Annotated in this window: 20 protein-coding genes; 3 read left to right on the plus strand and 17 right to left on the minus strand. The window is 63.6% G+C overall.

Features of this window, described 5'->3' with window-relative positions; translation table 11 throughout:
- Positions 1-17 precede the first annotated feature (17 nt).
- On the plus strand, positions 18-299 hold the full coding sequence (locus tag DWQ09_14165) for a hypothetical protein (protein KAA3627013.1): 282 nt from the start codon (positions 18-20) through the stop codon (positions 297-299).
- On the opposite strand, the gene DWQ09_14170 is transcribed toward DWQ09_14165, so the two are convergent.
- The 3 genes from DWQ09_14170 to DWQ09_14180 are packed head-to-tail and all read right to left on the minus strand — an operon-like array spanning position 225 to position 3,774.
- Positions 225-2,870 carry a cation-translocating P-type ATPase gene (locus tag DWQ09_14170; protein ID KAA3627014.1) on the minus strand — a complete coding sequence of 882 codons (2,646 nt, stop codon included), beginning with the start codon at positions 2,868-2,870 and terminating at the stop codon, positions 225-227. The genes DWQ09_14165 and DWQ09_14170 overlap by 75 nt on opposite strands.
- Positions 2,871-3,455, minus strand: coding sequence for a hypothetical protein (locus DWQ09_14175; protein ID KAA3627015.1), 585 nt, complete (start codon positions 3,453-3,455; stop codon positions 2,871-2,873).
- A gap of 46 nt (positions 3,456-3,501) precedes the next feature.
- On the minus strand, positions 3,502-3,774 hold the full coding sequence (locus DWQ09_14180; GenBank protein KAA3627016.1) for a hypothetical protein: 273 nt from the start codon (positions 3,772-3,774) through the stop codon (positions 3,502-3,504).
- Positions 3,775-4,146: 372 nt separating this feature from the next.
- On the opposite strand from DWQ09_14180, the gene DWQ09_14185 reads away from it, so the two are divergent.
- Positions 4,147-4,488 (plus strand): hypothetical protein, encoded by a 342-nt coding sequence (locus tag DWQ09_14185; protein KAA3627017.1) that lies wholly within the window; start codon positions 4,147-4,149, stop codon positions 4,486-4,488.
- A gap of 110 nt (positions 4,489-4,598) precedes the next feature.
- On the opposite strand, the gene DWQ09_14190 is transcribed toward DWQ09_14185, so the two are convergent.
- From DWQ09_14190 to DWQ09_14235, 10 genes are all read right to left on the minus strand, one after another.
- Positions 4,599-5,048 (minus strand): CBS domain-containing protein, encoded by a 450-nt coding sequence (locus tag DWQ09_14190; GenBank protein KAA3627018.1) that lies wholly within the window; start codon positions 5,046-5,048, stop codon positions 4,599-4,601.
- Positions 5,049-5,130: 82 nt separating this feature from the next.
- Positions 5,131-5,646 carry an Hsp20/alpha crystallin family protein gene (locus DWQ09_14195; GenBank protein ID KAA3627019.1) on the minus strand — a complete coding sequence of 172 codons (516 nt, stop codon included), beginning with the start codon at positions 5,644-5,646 and terminating at the stop codon, positions 5,131-5,133.
- Between the two features lie 40 nt (positions 5,647-5,686).
- Positions 5,687-5,941, minus strand: coding sequence for a DUF2934 domain-containing protein (locus tag DWQ09_14200; protein ID KAA3627020.1), 255 nt, complete (start codon positions 5,939-5,941; stop codon positions 5,687-5,689).
- A 22-nt stretch (positions 5,942-5,963) separates the two neighbouring features.
- Positions 5,964-6,335, minus strand: coding sequence for a PilZ domain-containing protein (locus tag DWQ09_14205; GenBank protein ID KAA3627021.1), 372 nt, complete (start codon positions 6,333-6,335; stop codon positions 5,964-5,966).
- A 464-nt stretch (positions 6,336-6,799) separates the two neighbouring features.
- Complete coding sequence (locus tag DWQ09_14210; protein ID KAA3627022.1) at positions 6,800-7,126, minus strand: hypothetical protein; 327 nt, start codon at positions 7,124-7,126, stop codon at positions 6,800-6,802.
- Between the two features lie 250 nt (positions 7,127-7,376).
- On the minus strand, positions 7,377-7,757 hold the full coding sequence (locus tag DWQ09_14215) for a PilZ domain-containing protein (protein ID KAA3627023.1): 381 nt from the start codon (positions 7,755-7,757) through the stop codon (positions 7,377-7,379).
- Between the two features lie 108 nt (positions 7,758-7,865).
- The gene (locus DWQ09_14220; protein KAA3627024.1) at positions 7,866-8,375 is read right to left on the minus strand and encodes a hypothetical protein; all 510 of its coding nucleotides are present in this window, start codon (positions 8,373-8,375) and stop codon (positions 7,866-7,868) included.
- A gap of 209 nt (positions 8,376-8,584) precedes the next feature.
- A complete protein-coding gene (locus DWQ09_14225; protein ID KAA3627025.1) occupies positions 8,585-9,208 on the minus strand; it encodes a DNA-binding response regulator in 624 nt (207 codons plus the stop codon).
- Positions 9,205-11,748: a PAS domain S-box protein gene (locus DWQ09_14230; protein ID KAA3627026.1), complete on the minus strand. Its 2,544-nt coding sequence runs from the start codon at positions 11,746-11,748 to the stop codon at positions 9,205-9,207. The genes DWQ09_14225 and DWQ09_14230 overlap by 4 nt, the downstream gene beginning before the upstream one ends.
- 217 nt (positions 11,749-11,965) lie before the next feature.
- Positions 11,966-14,125 (minus strand): PAS domain S-box protein, encoded by a 2,160-nt coding sequence (locus DWQ09_14235; GenBank protein KAA3627027.1) that lies wholly within the window; start codon positions 14,123-14,125, stop codon positions 11,966-11,968.
- Positions 14,126-14,181: 56 nt separating this feature from the next.
- Here DWQ09_14235 and DWQ09_14240 point away from each other — a divergent pair, with 56 nt between their 5' ends.
- Positions 14,182-14,394: a hypothetical protein gene (locus DWQ09_14240; protein ID KAA3627028.1), complete on the plus strand. Its 213-nt coding sequence runs from the start codon at positions 14,182-14,184 to the stop codon at positions 14,392-14,394.
- Positions 14,395-14,495: 101 nt separating this feature from the next.
- Here the strand turns inward: DWQ09_14240 and DWQ09_14245 are convergent, their stop codons facing one another.
- From DWQ09_14245 to DWQ09_14260, 4 genes are all read right to left on the minus strand, one after another.
- On the minus strand, positions 14,496-15,206 hold the full coding sequence (locus DWQ09_14245; protein ID KAA3627029.1) for a hypothetical protein: 711 nt from the start codon (positions 15,204-15,206) through the stop codon (positions 14,496-14,498).
- Between the two features lie 64 nt (positions 15,207-15,270).
- Positions 15,271-15,753, minus strand: a complete 483-nt coding sequence (locus DWQ09_14250; GenBank protein ID KAA3627030.1) for a hypothetical protein — start codon at positions 15,751-15,753, stop codon at positions 15,271-15,273.
- A 532-nt stretch (positions 15,754-16,285) separates the two neighbouring features.
- A complete protein-coding gene (locus tag DWQ09_14255; GenBank protein ID KAA3627031.1) occupies positions 16,286-16,879 on the minus strand; it encodes a methyltransferase type 12 in 594 nt (197 codons plus the stop codon).
- Positions 16,880-17,138: 259 nt separating this feature from the next.
- Positions 17,139-17,522, minus strand: coding sequence for a RidA family protein (locus DWQ09_14260; protein ID KAA3627032.1), 384 nt, complete (start codon positions 17,520-17,522; stop codon positions 17,139-17,141).
- Between the last annotated feature and the right edge of the window lie 103 nt (positions 17,523-17,625).

Here is a 17,625-nt window from a genome sequence, read left to right on the forward strand (position 1 = left end):
TTTCTACCGCCGGGGTAATGCGATGCTGCCCGGGCGCGTCAACTGCCGGCACGAGTGGTGCGACATCCGCCACCGCGCCGTCGCGCTCGTTCCGCTCCAATCCCTTCGGACTGCACGACATGCTCGGCAATGTCTGGGAACGAGCCGCACACTGCTATGCAGCCGCTGTCCGTCAGTGCGATCACTTGAACACGCTCCGCAGAGGGTGGCGCCGGGCGGATCCGTCAGCCCGTCGCGGCGTACAGCCAACCCCGTTTGAACAGCCATTTTTCCAGTTCCACGGCCACCAGCACCAATGAAGCCAAGCCAAAGCAGACCATCAGTTCGAGTGCCGACAGCGGCTGGGTCTTGAAGATGACGTTCAGCGCCGGGACGTAGATCACCGCCAGCTGCAGCCCCACCGTCAGCAGCACCGCGCCGAGCAGCGCCGGATTGCTGAACAGACCGACGGTGAGCAGCGAGTCGCGCTCGGAGCGAATGGCAAGCACGTGGAACAGCTGCGCGAGGGTAAGTACGGTAAACACCACCGTCTGCCAGTGACCCGCATCGCCACGGTAGGCCCAGGACTGTCCGATCAGCGACAGCGCGCCGATCAGCAGACCCACCCAGACCATGTGCTGCCACATGCCGTGGGCGAAGATGCTCTCATCGGGCGGGCGTGGCGGACGGCGCATCAGGTTGCGCTCGGCGGGTTCCATGGAGAGCGCGAGGCCGGGCAGACCGTCAGTCACCAGATTGATCCACAGAATGTGGATCGGCAGCAGCGGGATGGGCAGCCCGAGAAACGGCGCCAGCAGCAGCGTCCAGATCTCGCCGGAGTTGCTGGTCATGGTGTATTTGATGAACTTGCGGATGTTGTCGAAGATGCGTCGCCCGTCGCGCACGGCGGCGACGATGGTGGCAAAGTTATCATCGAGCAGCACCATGTCCGCCGCCTCGCGCGCCACATCGGTTCCCGTCTGCCCCATGGCGACGCCGATCCCGGCGCGCTTCAAGGCCGGCGCATCGTTGACCCCGTCACCGGTCATGGCGACGAACTGCCCCTGCGACTGCAGCGCGGTGACGATGCGGATCTTCTGCTCCGGCGTGACCCGTGCATAGACTCTGATGTCGCGCACCTGCGCCGCGAAGGCCGGGTCGGACAGTTCACCCAGTTCCGGGCCGGTCAGCACCTGATCGCCCTCCTCGGCGATACCGAGCCGTACCGCGATCGCCCACGCCGTTCCCGGATGATCACCGGTGATCATCACCGGGGTGATCCCCGCCGATTTACAGTCCGCCACCGCCGCGGGCGCCTCGTCGCGCGGCAGGTCGATGAGTGCCACGAGACCCAGCAGGATCAGCTCCGACTCCAAAGCCGCCGCGTTGATCTCAACGGGCAGAGCGGGTAGTTCACGATAGGCGATGGCCAGGACGCGATAACCCTCACTGGCGAGCGCTTCAGCTTCGCTCAGATACAGCGCCCGATCCAGGGGCTGTGCACCGTCGTTGGTGAGCAGCGCCTGGCAGCAGGGCAGTACGGCTTCCGGAGCCCCTTTGACGAAGACGACGAAATGATCCCCTTCCGGATGGACGGTGGTCATGCACTTGCGCTCGGCGTCGAAGGGCAGTTCCCCCGCGCGCGGCAGATCCGCCGTCAGTGCCGCCTTATCGAACCCCGCCTCGCGCGCGGCGAGGTACAGCGCCACCTCGGTGGGATCGCCCAGCGGCGCGGCTTGCGCGTCGTCGGCGCTCACATCGTTGTTCAGCGCCAGCGCCTGACCCAGCCGCCGGGCCAGCGCATCGTCCCGCCCCCCCAGGGCCGCGACCGGATGCCTTGCGCCGTGCAGGAACAGCGTCTCCAGGGTCATGCGGTTCTGCGTCAGAGTGCCGGTCTTGTCGCTACAGATGTAGGTCACCGATCCCAGGGTCTCCACCGCCGGCAGGCGCCGCACCAGGGCGTTGCGCCGGCCGAGTTTGCGCGCGCCGAGCGCCAGGGAGACGGTCACCACCGCCGGGAGCGCTTCGGGGATGGCGGCGACAGCCAGACTGATGGCGGTGAGGAACATGAGCAGCATGGGCTGACCCTGCAACAGCCCGACGCTGAAGATGAGGGCGCAGATCGCCAGTATCGCCAGTGAGAGGTGACGACCGAAGCGGGTCAGGCGCTTTTGCAAAGGCGTCCTGGCCGGACGTTCTGCGCGCAACAGCTCGGCGATGCGTCCCAACTCGGTGGCCATGCCGGTGGCCACCACCACGCCGGCCCCACGGCCGCGGGTCACCTGGGTGCCTTTGTAGGCCATGTTGATGCGGTCGCCAAGGGGCAGATCGGGTTCGCTCAGGACCGCGCTGCCCTTTTCCACGGTCTGCGATTCGCCGGTCAGTGCCGACTCGTCGGTCTGCAGCTCGACCGCCTCGATCAGACGCAGGTCGGCGGGCACCACGCTGCCCGCCTCCAGCAGCACCCGATCGCCGGGGACCAACTCCATCGCCGGGCAGGTGATCGTCGCGCCATCCCGGACCACCTGGGCCTCGGGCGCGGCCATCAACCGCAGCGCGGCCACCGCACGCTCGGCGCGGTACTCCTGCACCGCACCGATGATCGCGTTGAGAATCACGATGACGATGATGGCAATGGTGTCCTGGATTTCGCCGATGAAACCCGAGATCACGGCCGCCGCCACCAGTACCAGGATCATGAAATCGGTGAACTGACCGAACAGAATGCCCAGCAGCGTGCGCGGCGCGGCCTCGGCGATGGCGTTGGGCCCGTGGGCTGCCAACCGTTCCACCGCCTCTGCCTGGCTGAGGCCGCTGCGGCTATCACTGCCCAGTTCAGCGACCGCGGCTGCAGGGGTCTGCAGGTGCCAGCGCGTAGCCGTCTCCGCCATTCAATCACCCACCAGCCAGATGATCGCTACCGTGACCACCGCGATCAGCACTGCCTTGATCCCGCTCCACAACCACGACGAATCACTGACGCGTCCAAGGAAGACACCAAGGCCGAACATTGCGATGAAAGCCAGTCCGATTGCAGCCACGACAGGATCCGGCCACGGCCGAATATCGGCCAGAGCCAGCCAGAACGGCACGGTGATGGCAAGCGAAATCAGGAATGGCGCCGCGCCGTTCACCAGCGCCACCAGCAGCGGGACGATGCGCGCCGCTCTGCCGTGCGCCGAGGATGTCAGATCCCTGACCATGGCCTCCTCCAACTCCCGCAGCCAGAGCTGACGCTCGGCGGATTCGCTGATGTAGGCGCTGGTGAGACCGCTCATCCCGAGGGCGATGGCCGCGCCGAGGCAGGCGCTCAGCGCCACGGAGGCTTCGACGCCGCCACCGACATAGAATCCCATGTTGAGGCCAAGCATGGTGAGCGCCCCGTCAAAGCCGTTGACCACGAAGTAGCGGCGCACGATGCCGTGCGAGCGGGTGATATGCAGCAGGAACAGGAGTTGTTGGATGGGATTCGCCATGCATCGGATCCGCGCCGCGCGGTCACGCGACGGTCATGGTCAAGCGCTATTGAGCGGCACCCGGTGCGCTCGCCACCTCCACCTCGTCGATACTGTGCAGCGAGGCCCCCATGCGCCCGATGACCTCCTGAAGGCTGTCGAAATCGATGTTTCCCGCCTCCACCACCACCTTCAGGGTTTGGGTTTTCTCATCCATCTCCTGCACGGTGAGTTTGACGCGGTAGTCCGGTCCGATCTCGGCGATGTGCCGGCAGAACTCCAACGCATTGGGATGGTGAGGCTTCAACACATCCAGCACCACACGATTGACATGAATCATTAACCAGCTCCCCTCGCTAGAAATATCCGCGAGCCCTATCGTCGGTGTTGCACCCGGCTGCGGAATCGAACCCTTCCGCGCCGCCGCCCGACGATAGCGCCCGTGTTGTCACGCCCTTCTCAAAGCGCTTGCGTATCACCGTACACTAACATCTATCTGCGTCGGGATCGTCTAACACACGTTGGAAACCACCCGGGAAATACCTCACATGGGCATACCCTGCGAACCGCTCTGTTGGAATCGGTGCCACGGACTGTGTTGGCGACTTGCCGAACGAATTCGATCCAGCGGCTACGATCCCGACATCATTGTCGCCATCGGGCGCGGCGGCTGGGTGCCAGGCCGCATCCCCTCGCCGATGCGCCTGGCCTGATGGATCTGACCAGTTTCAGGATCGAGCACTACCACGGCCCGCATAAGCAGTCCGCAGCGGTGGTCAAATATCCGCTGGCGGCGGACCTCGGGGGCCGACGGGTGTTGCTGGTGGATGATGTCAGCGACAGCGGCGCCACCTTCGAAGTCGCGCTCGACCACCTGCGCACCCCTGGCACGGTCACAGCCATCCGCACTGCCGCCGTCCATCACAAGATCCAGTCGCGTTTCACGCCCGATTTCCACGTCGCCGGAATCCTGAAATGGCGTTGGCTGACTTATCCGTGGGCGCTACTGGAGGACCTGACGACTTTCGTGGGCGAAATGCGGCCGGTTCCGTAGGAAGGTGCGGCGATCGCCCGACGCTTGGACGAAGAACACGGCATCCGGCTGACCGATCGTCTGCTCCGCGATCTCTTTGCTGCGCTCGAAACTCCGTCTGCCGGTCTTCCTCAGGGCCGCCGCTCACGCTCGCGCCGCTGTTCCAGCCGGATCAGCGCGGCAAGCCCGGAGATCTGCTCGGCCACGAGTTCGATCATATCGTCCACGCTGAGGATACCTTGCAGCGCGCCCGCCACGTCGACCACCGGAATCCGGCGCACGCCTTTGGTGTGCATGCGCGGGATCGCCTCGAGCAGCTCTTCATCTTCACGCACCGTCAGCAGATCGAGGCTCATGATGTCGCCTACCGTGAGCCGATCCGGATCGACCGACGCGGCCATCACCCCCACCACCAGATCGCGGTCGGTCACTATCCCCACGGGTACGCGATCACCCTGCCGCTCCTCAACCACCACGATGTCGCCGACATGGGCGTCGCGCATCAACCGCGCAGCATCGCGCACGGATTCGCCCTTCTCCATGACCACGACATCTCGATTACACAGCTCTCCCGCGCTCATAGATCACCACACCTTTTGCATCGCTATGAAAAAAAAAAGCCGGCGGGCGCCGGCTGAATCTTGCTGACGGAACGTTGGCACCCTACTCGACTTTGACCGTATGCCGTCTGGTCGTCTCAAGCTTGGGCAGATGCAACTCCAGCAATCCGTCCACAAGGGAGGCCTTTACCTTGGTTCCATCGATCGAGGCAGGCAGTGGCACGGTGCGCGAAAAAGAACCTTGCACCCGCTCGCAACGGTAATAATCCTCTTTCTCTTCCTTCGATTCGTGGTTCACCTTGCCCCTGATGGTCACCGATCCGTCCGTCACGGATACCTCCAGGTCCTTCTTTTCAACGCCGGGCAACTCCGCACGCAGCACGATCTCCTTGTCCCGATCGATGAGATCCACGCAGGGGGCACGCTCACCGAAGGGCAATGCCACATCGCGCCGCAGCGGCGCGTGCCAACGAAAGGGATGCGCGAGACCCGAAGGTAGCCACGATTCCATCGCGCGCTCCATGTCGTTGAACAAACTCCATAGGTGCAGGGGTGCCGCCGGCTGCAATTCGCCTTCCCCCCCGGTGGCGGCTAAATTTTTCTTGGCTCCCTTTACCATTTGTGTCGCCTCCTGAATTGACGTGGCCCTGTTAAGGGGTTCAGTCGCTACTCGACAAAAACTGTGTGTCGATCGCGCTTTCAGCGGCCAGCCAGTCGGCCTCCTCGAGACCCGGCGCAAATCCCCGCGTCTCGGCCCGGTAGTAGGCCGCTTCGGCTATCATCGAGCGCCGGGTTTCGGAGTCGATCGGCACCACCGGATCACGCGATCGCGAAGTGCGGCTGCGAACGGTTTTCCCGGTCGCCTTTTTCTTGGTCTGCCTCGAAGTGACTTTCGTGGGTGTCGCCTGCGTCATGGCTGCTGACTCCTGCTTGTCGTTATAGATCGATACAGACAGCGAACCCCGCTGTCCACGGAAATCCCCGCGGGTGCAATGATTCCGCTGCACCCACGCGCGCCCGGGGGTGATAGCGCCACCACTCCACCGCCTCGTTGCCCGCCAACATCAGTCCCGCGCCCGCCGCATCGCGATGCACGACCAGCGCCGGAAGCTCGTGCAAACGCTCCTCGCCGCGGCGAGTCGGTTTCACTACGACGGCAACGTAGGCGTGAGTCCTTAGCACGCGGGGCGTCTCGACGTACAATCCACCTTCGCTCATGTTGCGCATCACTGCGGGTATCCACTGTCCACTGACCCGCAGCAATACGGGTAGGCGGGTGTCGGTTCTAACGCTGCATCGATGATCCATCGGTTTCCCTCTCTCATATCAACGTTATGGTCTGGTTATCGAGATCGTGAGGTGCCACCAGCCCTCGGCCTGATCCGCCGAAATTTCACCGGAAGAGAGCGGAAGAGTCCGTCGCTGCGAGCCTGTCCGTGGTCATCTTCACGGGGCTTGCGCGATCCGGGTAACAGGGTGGGCACCCTCCTCCAACAGCGTGCGCCCCTTGTTGCCCGGCCCAGGCGAGCGCTTTCCGAGCAACGCCGTTGCGATCGGTTCGAAACGGTGGTGTGCGGGTAAAGCACGGGAACGATCAACGCTAACAAACATGCTAGGAGGGGTGTGGATGGCGGTAAATACGTGCGAGCACGTATGACGCTGTCGTCGATACCCGCGACCCGGGCGGTCACCCTCTACAGACGGTGCACTCCGAGTCGGTCAGCGGCCTCGAAAACGAATCGGAGTCGATTCCGTCCTCAAGGCAGAACAACTCACCCCAGAGTAGTAAATTCGAGCGTGGGTTTCGCCTGGCACAACGCGGCCACTATGTGCCCAGCCCCTTCGGGGAGCATCACCCCGATACCCTGGTCATCGCGGTGAACCACCAGCGCGGCCGTCTGGTAGAGGCATTTTTCGGGGTTATCACCGGCCATCAGGCTGACCAGCGCGCAGGATGCAACCTGAAGGGGGTGCGCCGTTTCCACATACAGACCCCGGTGGCTGATATTGCGAATGGCGCCCTGTGTTTCGCCGCCCCCGAACTGCCCGAAGACCACCGGCGCTTGCAGTAAGTCACGTTTTCCCCAGCGCGCATCCATCACACCCGTCTCCTCGACTCGATGAAAGAACCGTTTGGTTGCCGCGTTGAGCTCAGCGGTAAACCGCCATCCCGTGCTTTCCAATCAGCTTGCCGCATGCCCGACGGCACCGGAATGACCCAGAGGCGACCCAACCACGCCTCCTGACGCAACCTTCACGTCTGCCTGCCGCGCAACGCGCCGCGGCGGGCACCCATCTCGTCGACGATGATACCGAGTCCCAGCGTGTCGCCGGCCAGGGCACTCACGGCTAACTCTCGGAGCCGAACCACCGTGTTTGCGCTTTAGCGTCGGTGGCAGCCACGGCGTGCCGCGGTGCAACTGCGGAGTGGGGCATCAGCGCCTTTATGGCCGGCAGGGTTGATCTATCCACGACCGACAACATCAGCCCCATGCCCTGGTGACTGTTGTGAATCACCGAACAGGGAAACTCCTGGATCCAGTGTTTCCCCTCGTCACCCAACACGATCCGCACCACAACATCGGTGTAGGGCAAAGAGTTGCGTCGGGTCTCGACGTACATGCCGCCGACGCTGATATCCCGCATCTGACCGGATAGCCAGCCACCTGCGCCGCTCTTCACGAGCACCGGCGCATCGGTTTTCCAGCGCTCACACCATCTCTGTTCCATCGTAGGCTCCTTTTCGCCCGTACCGCATCTCTGCCGGATCGAGTGGCGAAGACTATCGCGCCGATCGGCAATCTTCGCCGCAGAATCGACAGGCTCCCATGGCGCGCCTCAGGCGCTTATCGTGCCGGCCAGCGGCTGCATCCCGAGGCCTTCGATGGCCTCCTCCAGCACCTCCGCACGTTTTCCGTCGCTTTCACTGAAGCGGCGATAAAGCTGATGCAACTGGGGAACGCGTTCAAGCGCGGCACAACGGTTGTGAAAACGGCCGGCGCAGCGCTCGAACCGCACGGCCCTGCCCATCAGCGCAGTCGCATCGTTCGGGCTGAGGACGAAGAAGTGGTCGATTGCGGGATAGCGGGCGCGCCGCCGGCAGGGACCACTGACGATACGCAGGGCACCAAACATCGCCTGGGCCAACGACCCGAGCTCCCGGCGCTGCTGCTCACGCTCCAGCACCAACATGTCCAGCAAATGGCTGATTCCGAGATCGAAGGGCCGGAGCCGGTTGGCTGATTCCCGGTAAAAGCGGGCCAGACGCAGTTCGGCGCCGATCGCCAGCCCCACCGTTTTCTGGGGTAGGTACAGCGCTGGCCCATCGCTGTTTGTGCTGCCGTCCATATTCATCTCTCCCTGGATACAGCGGGCGGGCGCCGCAGCGCAAAGTACTACCGTGGGGAGGATGCGGATGCGCGCTGTCGCACTGTTGACGGCGAACGCCCCTCCCTCGGGCTATGGAGAGAGCATAAGGGCGCGGATAGGGTGCGATAAATACGTGTCATAACCTATGCCACTGGGCGCTGCGGGCCGGGAAGTGGCAGTGCGTACGCTCAGGCCTCCGCTCCGCACAGGCCGAAGCGCACCGCCAGGGCCGTCAGTTCCTGCGGGCTGTTGACCGCCATCTTCTCCATCACCCGCGCCCGCTGGATATCGACCGTGCGGTGACTGGTGCCGAGGATGCGCCCGATCTCCTTGTTCGACTTGCCCGCGACGACCAGCGCCATCACCTCCCGCTCGCGCGGGGTGAGGTGCGCCAGGCGCTCCAGCACCCGGCGGCGCTCCACCTGCCCGGCGTGCAACCGCTCGGCCCTTGCCAGCGCCTCGTGGATGCGTTGCAGCAACTGCTCCTTGCGGAAGGGTTTTTCCAGAAAATCCAGCGCACCGCTGCGCATCGCGGAGACCGAGGTCGGTACATCGGCGTGGCCGGAGATGAAGATGATGGGCAACGCGACACCGCGTTCGGCGAGCCGCTTCTGCAGCTCCAGGCCGCTCATCCCCGGCATGCGCACATCGAGCAACAGGCAGGCGGGGCGATCGTCCTGATAGGCATCCAGAAACGCTTCCGCGCTGGCGTAGTCCTCCACCGCCCAACCGGCCACTTCGAGAATCAGGCTGAGCGACTCGCGCACGGCGCGATCATCGTCGACGATAAAGACCACCGACGTTTCGCTCATGGGCCGATCGGCACCGCTTCGTTGGGCGTCAGCGGCAGCACGACGCTCAATCTCGCACCTTCCTCACCGCCGGACCTGGCGCGCAGCCGGCCACCGTGGGCTTCGACGACGGACCGGCAGACGGCCAGGTTGATCCCGGCGCCCCGGTGACGGCCGGACCCCCAGAGATCGAACAGCTCCGCATCCGCGACCGCCAAGAGACCCGGGCCGGTGTCCTGCACCGTCACCTCGGCCCACCCCTGATGGTGCGCCGTGTCGACCGTGACCTCCCGCCGCGGACTGGCGCTGCGTTGCATCGCCTCGAGGCTGTTGTACAACAGCGCGCTCAGCACCTGCTCGATCTGGTGCCGGTCTACCGTGACGCGGATCGCCGGCCTCGCCTCCGGGTAGTGGATACGCGTCCCGCTGCGCTCGGCCGCGGGGCTTACCTGCGCGATGGCGTACGTGATCATCGTGTCCAGGACCTCCGTCGTCCGCTCCCCTGCCCCCGCGCCAACCGCATCGCGCAGGCGGCGTGCAACCGCACTGGCACGCTGCGCCTCGTCGCAAGCCTGTTGCAGCACCTTCGGGAGCCGCTCGGAGGCGACGCCCTCCGCGGCGCTTGTCATCAACCGGGCGGCCTCGCAATAGTTGGTGAGGGCTGTCAGGGGCTGATTGAGTTCGTGGGCGAGGCTGGTGGCGATCTCCGCAACCAGCGCGTGCTGCTCGGCCAGCGCCTGGTCGGCCCGCCCGCGCAGTTCCGCCTCCTGCGCCTCGCGCCGGGCGGTGACATCGACGAAGGTCCCGAGAATCCGGCGCGCCGACCCGTCGGCTTCGCGCTCGAGCACTGAGTCGTGGGACAGCAGCCAGATCCAACGCCCGTCCGATCGGCGCAAGCGATATTCGATCTCCCGGGCATCGGCATCGCCGGTATTGGCGAGGGCCTCGCGGTGTCGAACAATGCGCGCGACGTCGTCGGGATGAAACAGGGCTAGGAACCGCTCGGCGGTCAGACTGTTGAGATCCTGCAGCGTGTAACCGGTCAGCGTGGTGTATTGGCTGTTGATGAACTCGAACCGATGGGCCTTCAGGTCATAGAGGCACAGGCCGTTCAAGGATCCCTCCAGCACCTTGTCCTTGAAGGCCTCGCTGGCGCGCAGCTCGGCGGCGGCAGTCTCGGCATCGCGCCGCGCCGAATCGAGCCGTTGGTAAAGGTCGATGTTGCCCAGCCCGACCGCGGCGGCCTCCGCCACGGCCTGAGCCAACGCCAGCTCCTCGCTGCTGGCCCGATGTCTGGCCGACCAGTAGCTGCCGATAGCGCCGCGCGGCTCGCCGTGGCCGATCGGCACCATGGCGAGGCTGCGCACGAAGGTCGCACGGTAGTGCTCATGGGGTAGGCGCGGGTCGGCATAGACATCCTCGATGACGACCGGAGGCTCGTGGGGCATGCCCCACCCGGCGCTGTACGACTCAAGCGGGACGCGTTGCCCCTTCCACAGCGGACCGACGGCGTCCTCGTCGACGTAGTTGCACTCGGCGCCTTGGCGCAGGACGAAGGTCACGCCGTCGGCGCCGGTCAGCTCGCGGGTGGCACGGCATACGATCGTGGTCAGTTCGCGCAGGCTGCGCACGGCGCCGATCCGCTCGACGACCCTTGCCAGCTGCCGCAGCCGGTCGATGGCGCGGCGCTTGCCATCGACCGCTATCCCCAGCAGCAGGGTCGTCATACCCACCGTGGTCGCGAAGGTCCACAGCAACAGCTGGCGCTCCGTTGTTCTGAACAAGGCGAACGGCCCATGGCCGTTGGCGGTGGCGATCCCGGCGATCAGCACGGTGAGCGCGACGGCGAGCGCACTCCACCGCAAGGGCAGCCGCAAGGCGATCCATACCAGCAGCGGAACCGGCGCGAAGCCTAGCGGCAAGCCCATGTCCTCGCCCAGGGTCAGCAGCCCGAAACCGATCGCGGTGGCGAGCGCCAGCAACACCAGGGAGGCGATTGTCTCGCCGGCAGGATGCGGCAGCCGCCAGGCGCTACCGTCGCCCACCCAGAGCAGCACCAGGGGGGCCATCAGCAACACGCCGCTGGCATTGCCGAGCCAGCCGAACAATCCGACGGAGAGGGCATCCAGTGAATCCGCTCCCGCGAACAGAACCCCGAAGGCGACAATGCCCGCACCCACCAGTCCGGCGACGACGCCACCATGAAAGGTGAGGGCGAGCGCGTGGTTCACGTGCCGCAGCTGTGCGTTGAAGCGCGCGCTGCGGCTTAACAGCCACGCACCTGCGAGCGCCATGAGGGTGCCACTCAGAATCGCCGCAACGATCTCTCCTCCCGAATGCCCGGCTTCCCAGGTCACCAGCGCGCTGCCCAGCGCAACGCCTGGCCACAGACCGATACCGAAACGCAACAACACCGCGAGCGCCACGCCCGCGGGTGGCCAGATTGCTCCTGCTGCATGCCCGGGTTCGAGGGCGTCGATAGCCAGCCCGACTTGTCCGGCCAGGAAGTAACCGAGGCCGAGCGCGGCAATGCCGAATGGATAGCTCAACGCTTTGGGCATGGCGTCAAGAGCACGGTGGCGTACGGTGATGTGACTTTATTCGGTCTGACCGGCATAGGTTTCACCCATGGTGACAGCTGAAGGTACGATCGAAACCCGAAGCGGCGCAATTCGCATAAGTACCTATACAGCTGCGATCCGTAAATGGTTACACCGCTCACCCCAGCAGGTTGCTTCGAGCCCGACACGAGCTCGCTTTCACCGATCGGCCCGATCGTTACCGAATCGGCGCCCTGTTGCCGTTCAACGGCAAATCGAAACTCAGGGTCGTGCCCTCGCCCGGCACCGACGCCACCGTCAGACGCCCGCCGTGGGCCTCGATGATGGAACGGCTGATGGCGAGCCCCATGCCTATACCGTGCTCTTTGGTGCTAAAGAAGGGCTCGAAGATCTGCGGTAATGATTCCGCGGCAATCCCCGGACCAGTGTCCACGAACTCCGCCCGTACCTTGCCCCCCGGCTGGCGCAGGGTGCGTATGGTCAAGATCCGCCGGGCCGGGGGGTTTTCCCGCATCGCCTCCAGCGCGTTGTGCACGATGTTGAGAATGACCTGTTCGATCTGCACGTCATCAACGGCCACGGGGGGCAGCTCAGCGCTCAATTCGTAGCACAGGCGCAAGCCGGCCCGATCGATGTCGCTGGTGAGGAACTGCAGCACCTCCTCGATCAGGAAATTGATACTGGTACGTTTGCGCTGGGGCGGCTCCCGGCGCACAAAGCTGCGGATGCGGCGAATGATCTCCCCGGCGCGGTTGGCCTGACCGGCGATATCCCGCAAGGCCCCGCGCAGGGTTGGCGCATCGGCAGCACCGGCCGCGGTCATCTCCAGGCACGCTTCGGCGTAGTTCGAGATCGCCATCAGCGGCTGGTTCACCTCGTGCGCCAGGCTGGTCGCCATCTCGCCCAGGGTGGTGAGACGCGCCACGTGGGCCAGTTCGTTCTGGCGGCGGCGCGCCTCTTCGCGGGCCAACCGCTCCCGGGTCATATCCTGGTCCTGCACCACGATTTCGACGATGTCGCCGCCCATGCGGATCGGGTGGATGTGCAGGCGCGCCCACCACTTGCGCCCGACGGCGCCGAACCGTGCGTCAGCGTCGTATTCGAATTCGGGAGTCGTCACCGCCTCGCCGCCAAATCCTCTGCGCAGGGTGGGCAGGATGCCCAAGGCTTGCAGCTGCAGATCTTCGAGGATGTTGTAGTTTCGCAGCTGTTCGACAGTGACACCCCAGCGGGACAGACAAGCGGGATTCGCCTCCTTGAACGTACCGTCCGGTGCATACAGGACAGTGCTCACCGGCGACTGCTCGAGCAGCGCACGAAAGCGCTGCTCCGAGACGCGCAGCGCCCGCTCCGCCGCCAGACGCTGGGTGATGTCGACCATGGCGACCACGATGCGCCCGAGGGTGTGCCCGTGATCGGGTGCGACATGGACGTGCATGATCACATCGCGCACCGCGCCGTCACAACAGCGCAGCGAGGTTTCGATGACGAACTGAGACCCTCCCCGCCACAGCAGTCCAAAGGCCTTGGCCAGTGCGCGCCAGGAGCGGGCGGTCAGCAGGGCGGCGATACCCTGCAGAAGATGATCCTTGCGCGGCATCGCCACCAGCTCCAGCGCCGCCTGGTTGACATCGACGATGCGCATGCGGCGGATGCATTGGTGGATGATCGGTCGATCGCGACGCGGAACATCGCCCAGGCTCATCGACTGCGGTTCCGGCAATCCGGCGAGCAAATCGCGAACCGCAAAGAGATCGACTTCCCAGAGCGGCAGCGGCGAATCATCGAACAGGCTGCGATAACGCCTCTCGCTCCCCCGCAGCGCCTGCTCGGCGTTATGACTGGTGGTGATATCGATCAGCGCGATGCGAAACCGGGGGGGCGCCTCCTCTCCGTTCTCGATCGTGGTTCCCTTCAACCGCAGGTGGCGATTGGGAGACGCCCGGGTGACCAGCTGCAGCCCGCTGACGGTGAGCCGCCCGGCACCCCCCAGTGCACGCAGGAAATCGAAGAAACGCTTGATATCCGGGCTCCGCAACCAGCCTGTCAATGGCAGGCCGATGAGGTTGGCGCGCGGCTGGTCGAGCATGCTTGCCGCGGTAAGGTTGATCTCGTCGATGCGGCCCCGCTGGTCTACGATCAGGTATCCGACCGGCGCGAAATCGTAGAGATCGGCGTAGCGGACGCGCGCCTCCTCGAGCAGCTGCTGCGATTCGCGCAGCTCGCGGTTCTGCATCTCCAGTTCGACCTGATGGACCCGAAGCTCCTCGGCGAGTTGCGCGGCCCGCCCCTGGTCCTCAGCCTGCTGCGAGTGGCGTTGCAGCTGCTGCAGTTCCTCGATCAGCGCCTCGCGGGACAGCTTTGAGTAATCCGTCATGATTCCCCCGTGAATCCGCGTTACCCCGACGCCGTCATTCGTGGCGGCCTTCGCGGATGCTGCGCGCTCTCCCTTCGGTCAGCGTCGCTGAACGAGGGGCGGGGGGCCTTTTCTTCGGAGCAGTACGCTTCGCGGCAACAGACTTTTTCCTGGCGGGTGGCTTTTTGACGGTGCTCTTGTCGGTCTTCATTATGGCCATGACGTGCGCAGTCGCTTTTCCGGTGGGCCGGATCAGAATAACGCCTATTGAGCTGCGACACATCGGATAAACCGCAAGATCCTGCCGCGCGATGCCCTGTCCGGCATGGCCAGGAGCGCTCACTTCGCGGACTGCAATGTTGTTGCTGGTACGCAACGAGTGCCATCGCAGTCAGTCCGCGCTGTGCTTGCTACGCGCCCTTCTGTGGCACCTGTAGACCATCCACCCATAGGCCGCGAGCAGCACCGGCGAGAGCATCACCGAAACATAGGTGATCAGCAGCAGGATCACGTAGGCGGCATCATTCGCTGATTTTTCATGTTCCTCCAGCCCCGCCATTAGTCTGAAAACCACATGTTCGAGATTGAGCGCGGTCAGCGCGCTGACGATCAGGGTGAGCGGCAGAAAGCAGGCGACGAAAATCGTGAATCCCGACAGCTTTGCAGACCGTTTGAGGTAGAGATAAAGCAGCACCACGCGCCATGCGGCCACCACGGCCAGGAACCACACATTGATGGTTTGAGCCGTTTCCAACGTGAAGACACGCTCCACGGGAATGGCGTAGAGCAGGGCCGGAGGCGAGGTCAGCGTCACGAACAGCAACACGCCTCGGTACGACCAGTTCTGCGGTTTCAGCGGATGGATGATCCCCCACAGAACCAGTGCCAGAAAGAAGACATAGACCACCGATCCCAAACCGAGGGTTTGCCATAGATCGGCGCGCGGATTGTCCCAATAACGCCCTACCCCGCAGAGCCAGGTAACCAGCAATCCGAAGGCCAGGTAGTGATTGAACAATGATGGATCGGGCTGGAACGGGCGAAAGCTCAGGAGCCGAAACTCGTCGGAGAGAATCTTATTCAGTACGGCAGATTGGGACATCGCCAACGCTCTCGATTCCATAAATATGGGTGTGCTACGCCCACTCTACGAATGACCCGTTTGACTATGCAAACGCTATTGCCACCCAATCTCCGACATAGTGGGTGGCGACAATGACGACAACGGCAATCAGCAGGTGCTCACCCACCACCGGGAGCGCGGACTCGCCGCGATGACGGGCCAGGCGCCAGGAGAGCACGGTCAGCAGCAGCAACCCCCACACCACAGCGACGACGATGGCGGTACTCAGTTCGAACAGAAAGATCGGCACCAGAAAGGTCAGCGCCACCGCCATCTTAGTGATCAAGGTGGCAATGGTGGCTTCCCAGATGGCCAGCGTGTTACGCGTCGCTCTGGACTCCTCGGCGACGTGGATGCCCAGCGCATCGGAACAGGCATCGGCAATGGCGATGGTGATGACGCCGCCGGCGACCGCCAACGTGGAGTGCGTACCCGAGTGCAGACCCACCATCAGGCCCAGCGTGGTGATCACACCGGAGGTAAGTCCGAAGCTCAGTCCAGTAATCCACGATTGCTTCAGGTCCATCGCAACAGCTCGATTTTCACTCAACAGGTAGGGTGGATCCTGGGGTAACGGTAAATCCTCCTTGCCTATGCACGCTACCCCGCAAACCCTGTTGCCGGTCTCTACCGTGAGGGCAAAAAGACGAAACCACTCCTCTTCCTAGCTTCTCGACTCGGGTTCCAAACTTCGTTCTACCTCCTCCATCCATGGAATCGTCCCCAATGGAGAAGGGACTCGGTTGCAGGATGCTATCTGGCGCCCCGCTTATTGGCACGTGATTCCGTTGAGCGGGAAAAGAACACTTCAGTGCCTTCGGCTATTGCGCGACCTTCCCCTTCGCTGCGTTCGCGGTAGAACTTACCGGACGACGGGAGGAGGCGGTAATGCATGAACCGGCAGTGCACTTGCAGGATGGGCGCAGCCCAAGCTACCGATCGGTTCACGAGCAAGACCGCGAAGTCGGAATCGACGAGTCCGGGGAGTTGGCAACCTGACCCGGCAGTGATCCGCGGCAAGCCGCGCCACGGGTGGAGATCGATACCGAACGGCCCTGCTACGCGCCCATCTTCTGCCAGTGGAAGACACGCATGGGAGGAATATTGAGGAACTCCGTCACCATCTCTCCCGGGCCCAGGAGCGGCCGACACAACCGGGCGACCTGCGGACTCACCTGATACGCCACAAAACGACCATGGGGAGCGAGCGAGGCCGCGACGGCCTCGAGTATTCGGGAACCGATGCCCGGATCCATGGTGGAGAAGGGGATACCGGAGACGATGGCATCCGGTGCACCCAGATCATAGCGCGCCATGATCTGCTTCAGGTCGCACGCACTGCCCAAGTGCGCAATCAGGCGCTCATCCTCGACACGACTTATTAGTGAGTGGAAATGCGGGTTGATCTCGATGGTGAGCAGTCTGGCATGGCGCGGCATCGCTTTCAGCAAAGCACGGGTGGTCCCTCCCGTGCCGGGACCCAGTTCGACTATCACGTTGGCAGAAGCGATCCTCGCCGCCGCGACGACGCGCCGTTCGAGAAAACGTGAACTGGGAATGATCGAGCCGATCTGCAGGGGGTGTTTGAGGAATTGCCGGATAAAAACGAAATGGCCGTTCAACAGGCGGGCAATGGGCTGTGTGTCTGGCATCGGGCAGTTTCCGAGGTATTGTTGCTTTTAGGATCGATCCCAAAACCACTCAACTACAAAACAAAAATCTTCCCCACAAAAACTCAGATCATCGAAGCCCATTCAATCACAATACTTCAAGGGTAAACAACCAGCACCACAGTCAGGCGGCGGAACCGCTCGATCTCCCCGGGAGGCGATCAAAGTTCACCGTTGCAGGAACGCCGCACACTGCGACCCGTCCCTTTTCCCGTTCTGGCGGCACGCGCACAACTTCGGGTCAGAGCACCATCACCCCTTCGACTTCCACGTCCACACCTTTCGGTAGTTCCTTCACACCCACCGCCGCACGCGCCGGATAAGGTTCCTGGAAGTAGCGCATCATCACTTCGTTGACGGCGCCGAAGTTGGTGAGATCAGTGAGGTAGATGTTGAGTTTGACGAAATCGGCCAGAGTGCCACCCGCGGCGGCGGCGACTGCGGCTAGATTGTCGAATACGCGCACCGCCTGCGCCTCGAAGCTGTCCATGACCAATTCCATGGTGGCGGGGTCGAGGGGGATCTGACCGGAGCAGTAGACCGTGTTGCCTGCCCTGACCGCTTGCGAGTAAGGACCGATGGCGGCGGGGGCCTTATCGGTCTGAATGATTGTTTTTTCTGTCATGGGGCGTCGCTCTCCGCTGGGTGAGTTGATGCAAACACCAATAAGACCGCAACTCTCGCAGAGACGCAAAGAGTGCAAAGAAATTCACAAATGATTGACGTGG

The organism is Pseudomonadota bacterium (assembly GCA_008501635.1).
GTDB lineage: Bacteria > Pseudomonadota > Gammaproteobacteria > QQUJ01 > QQUJ01 > QQUJ01.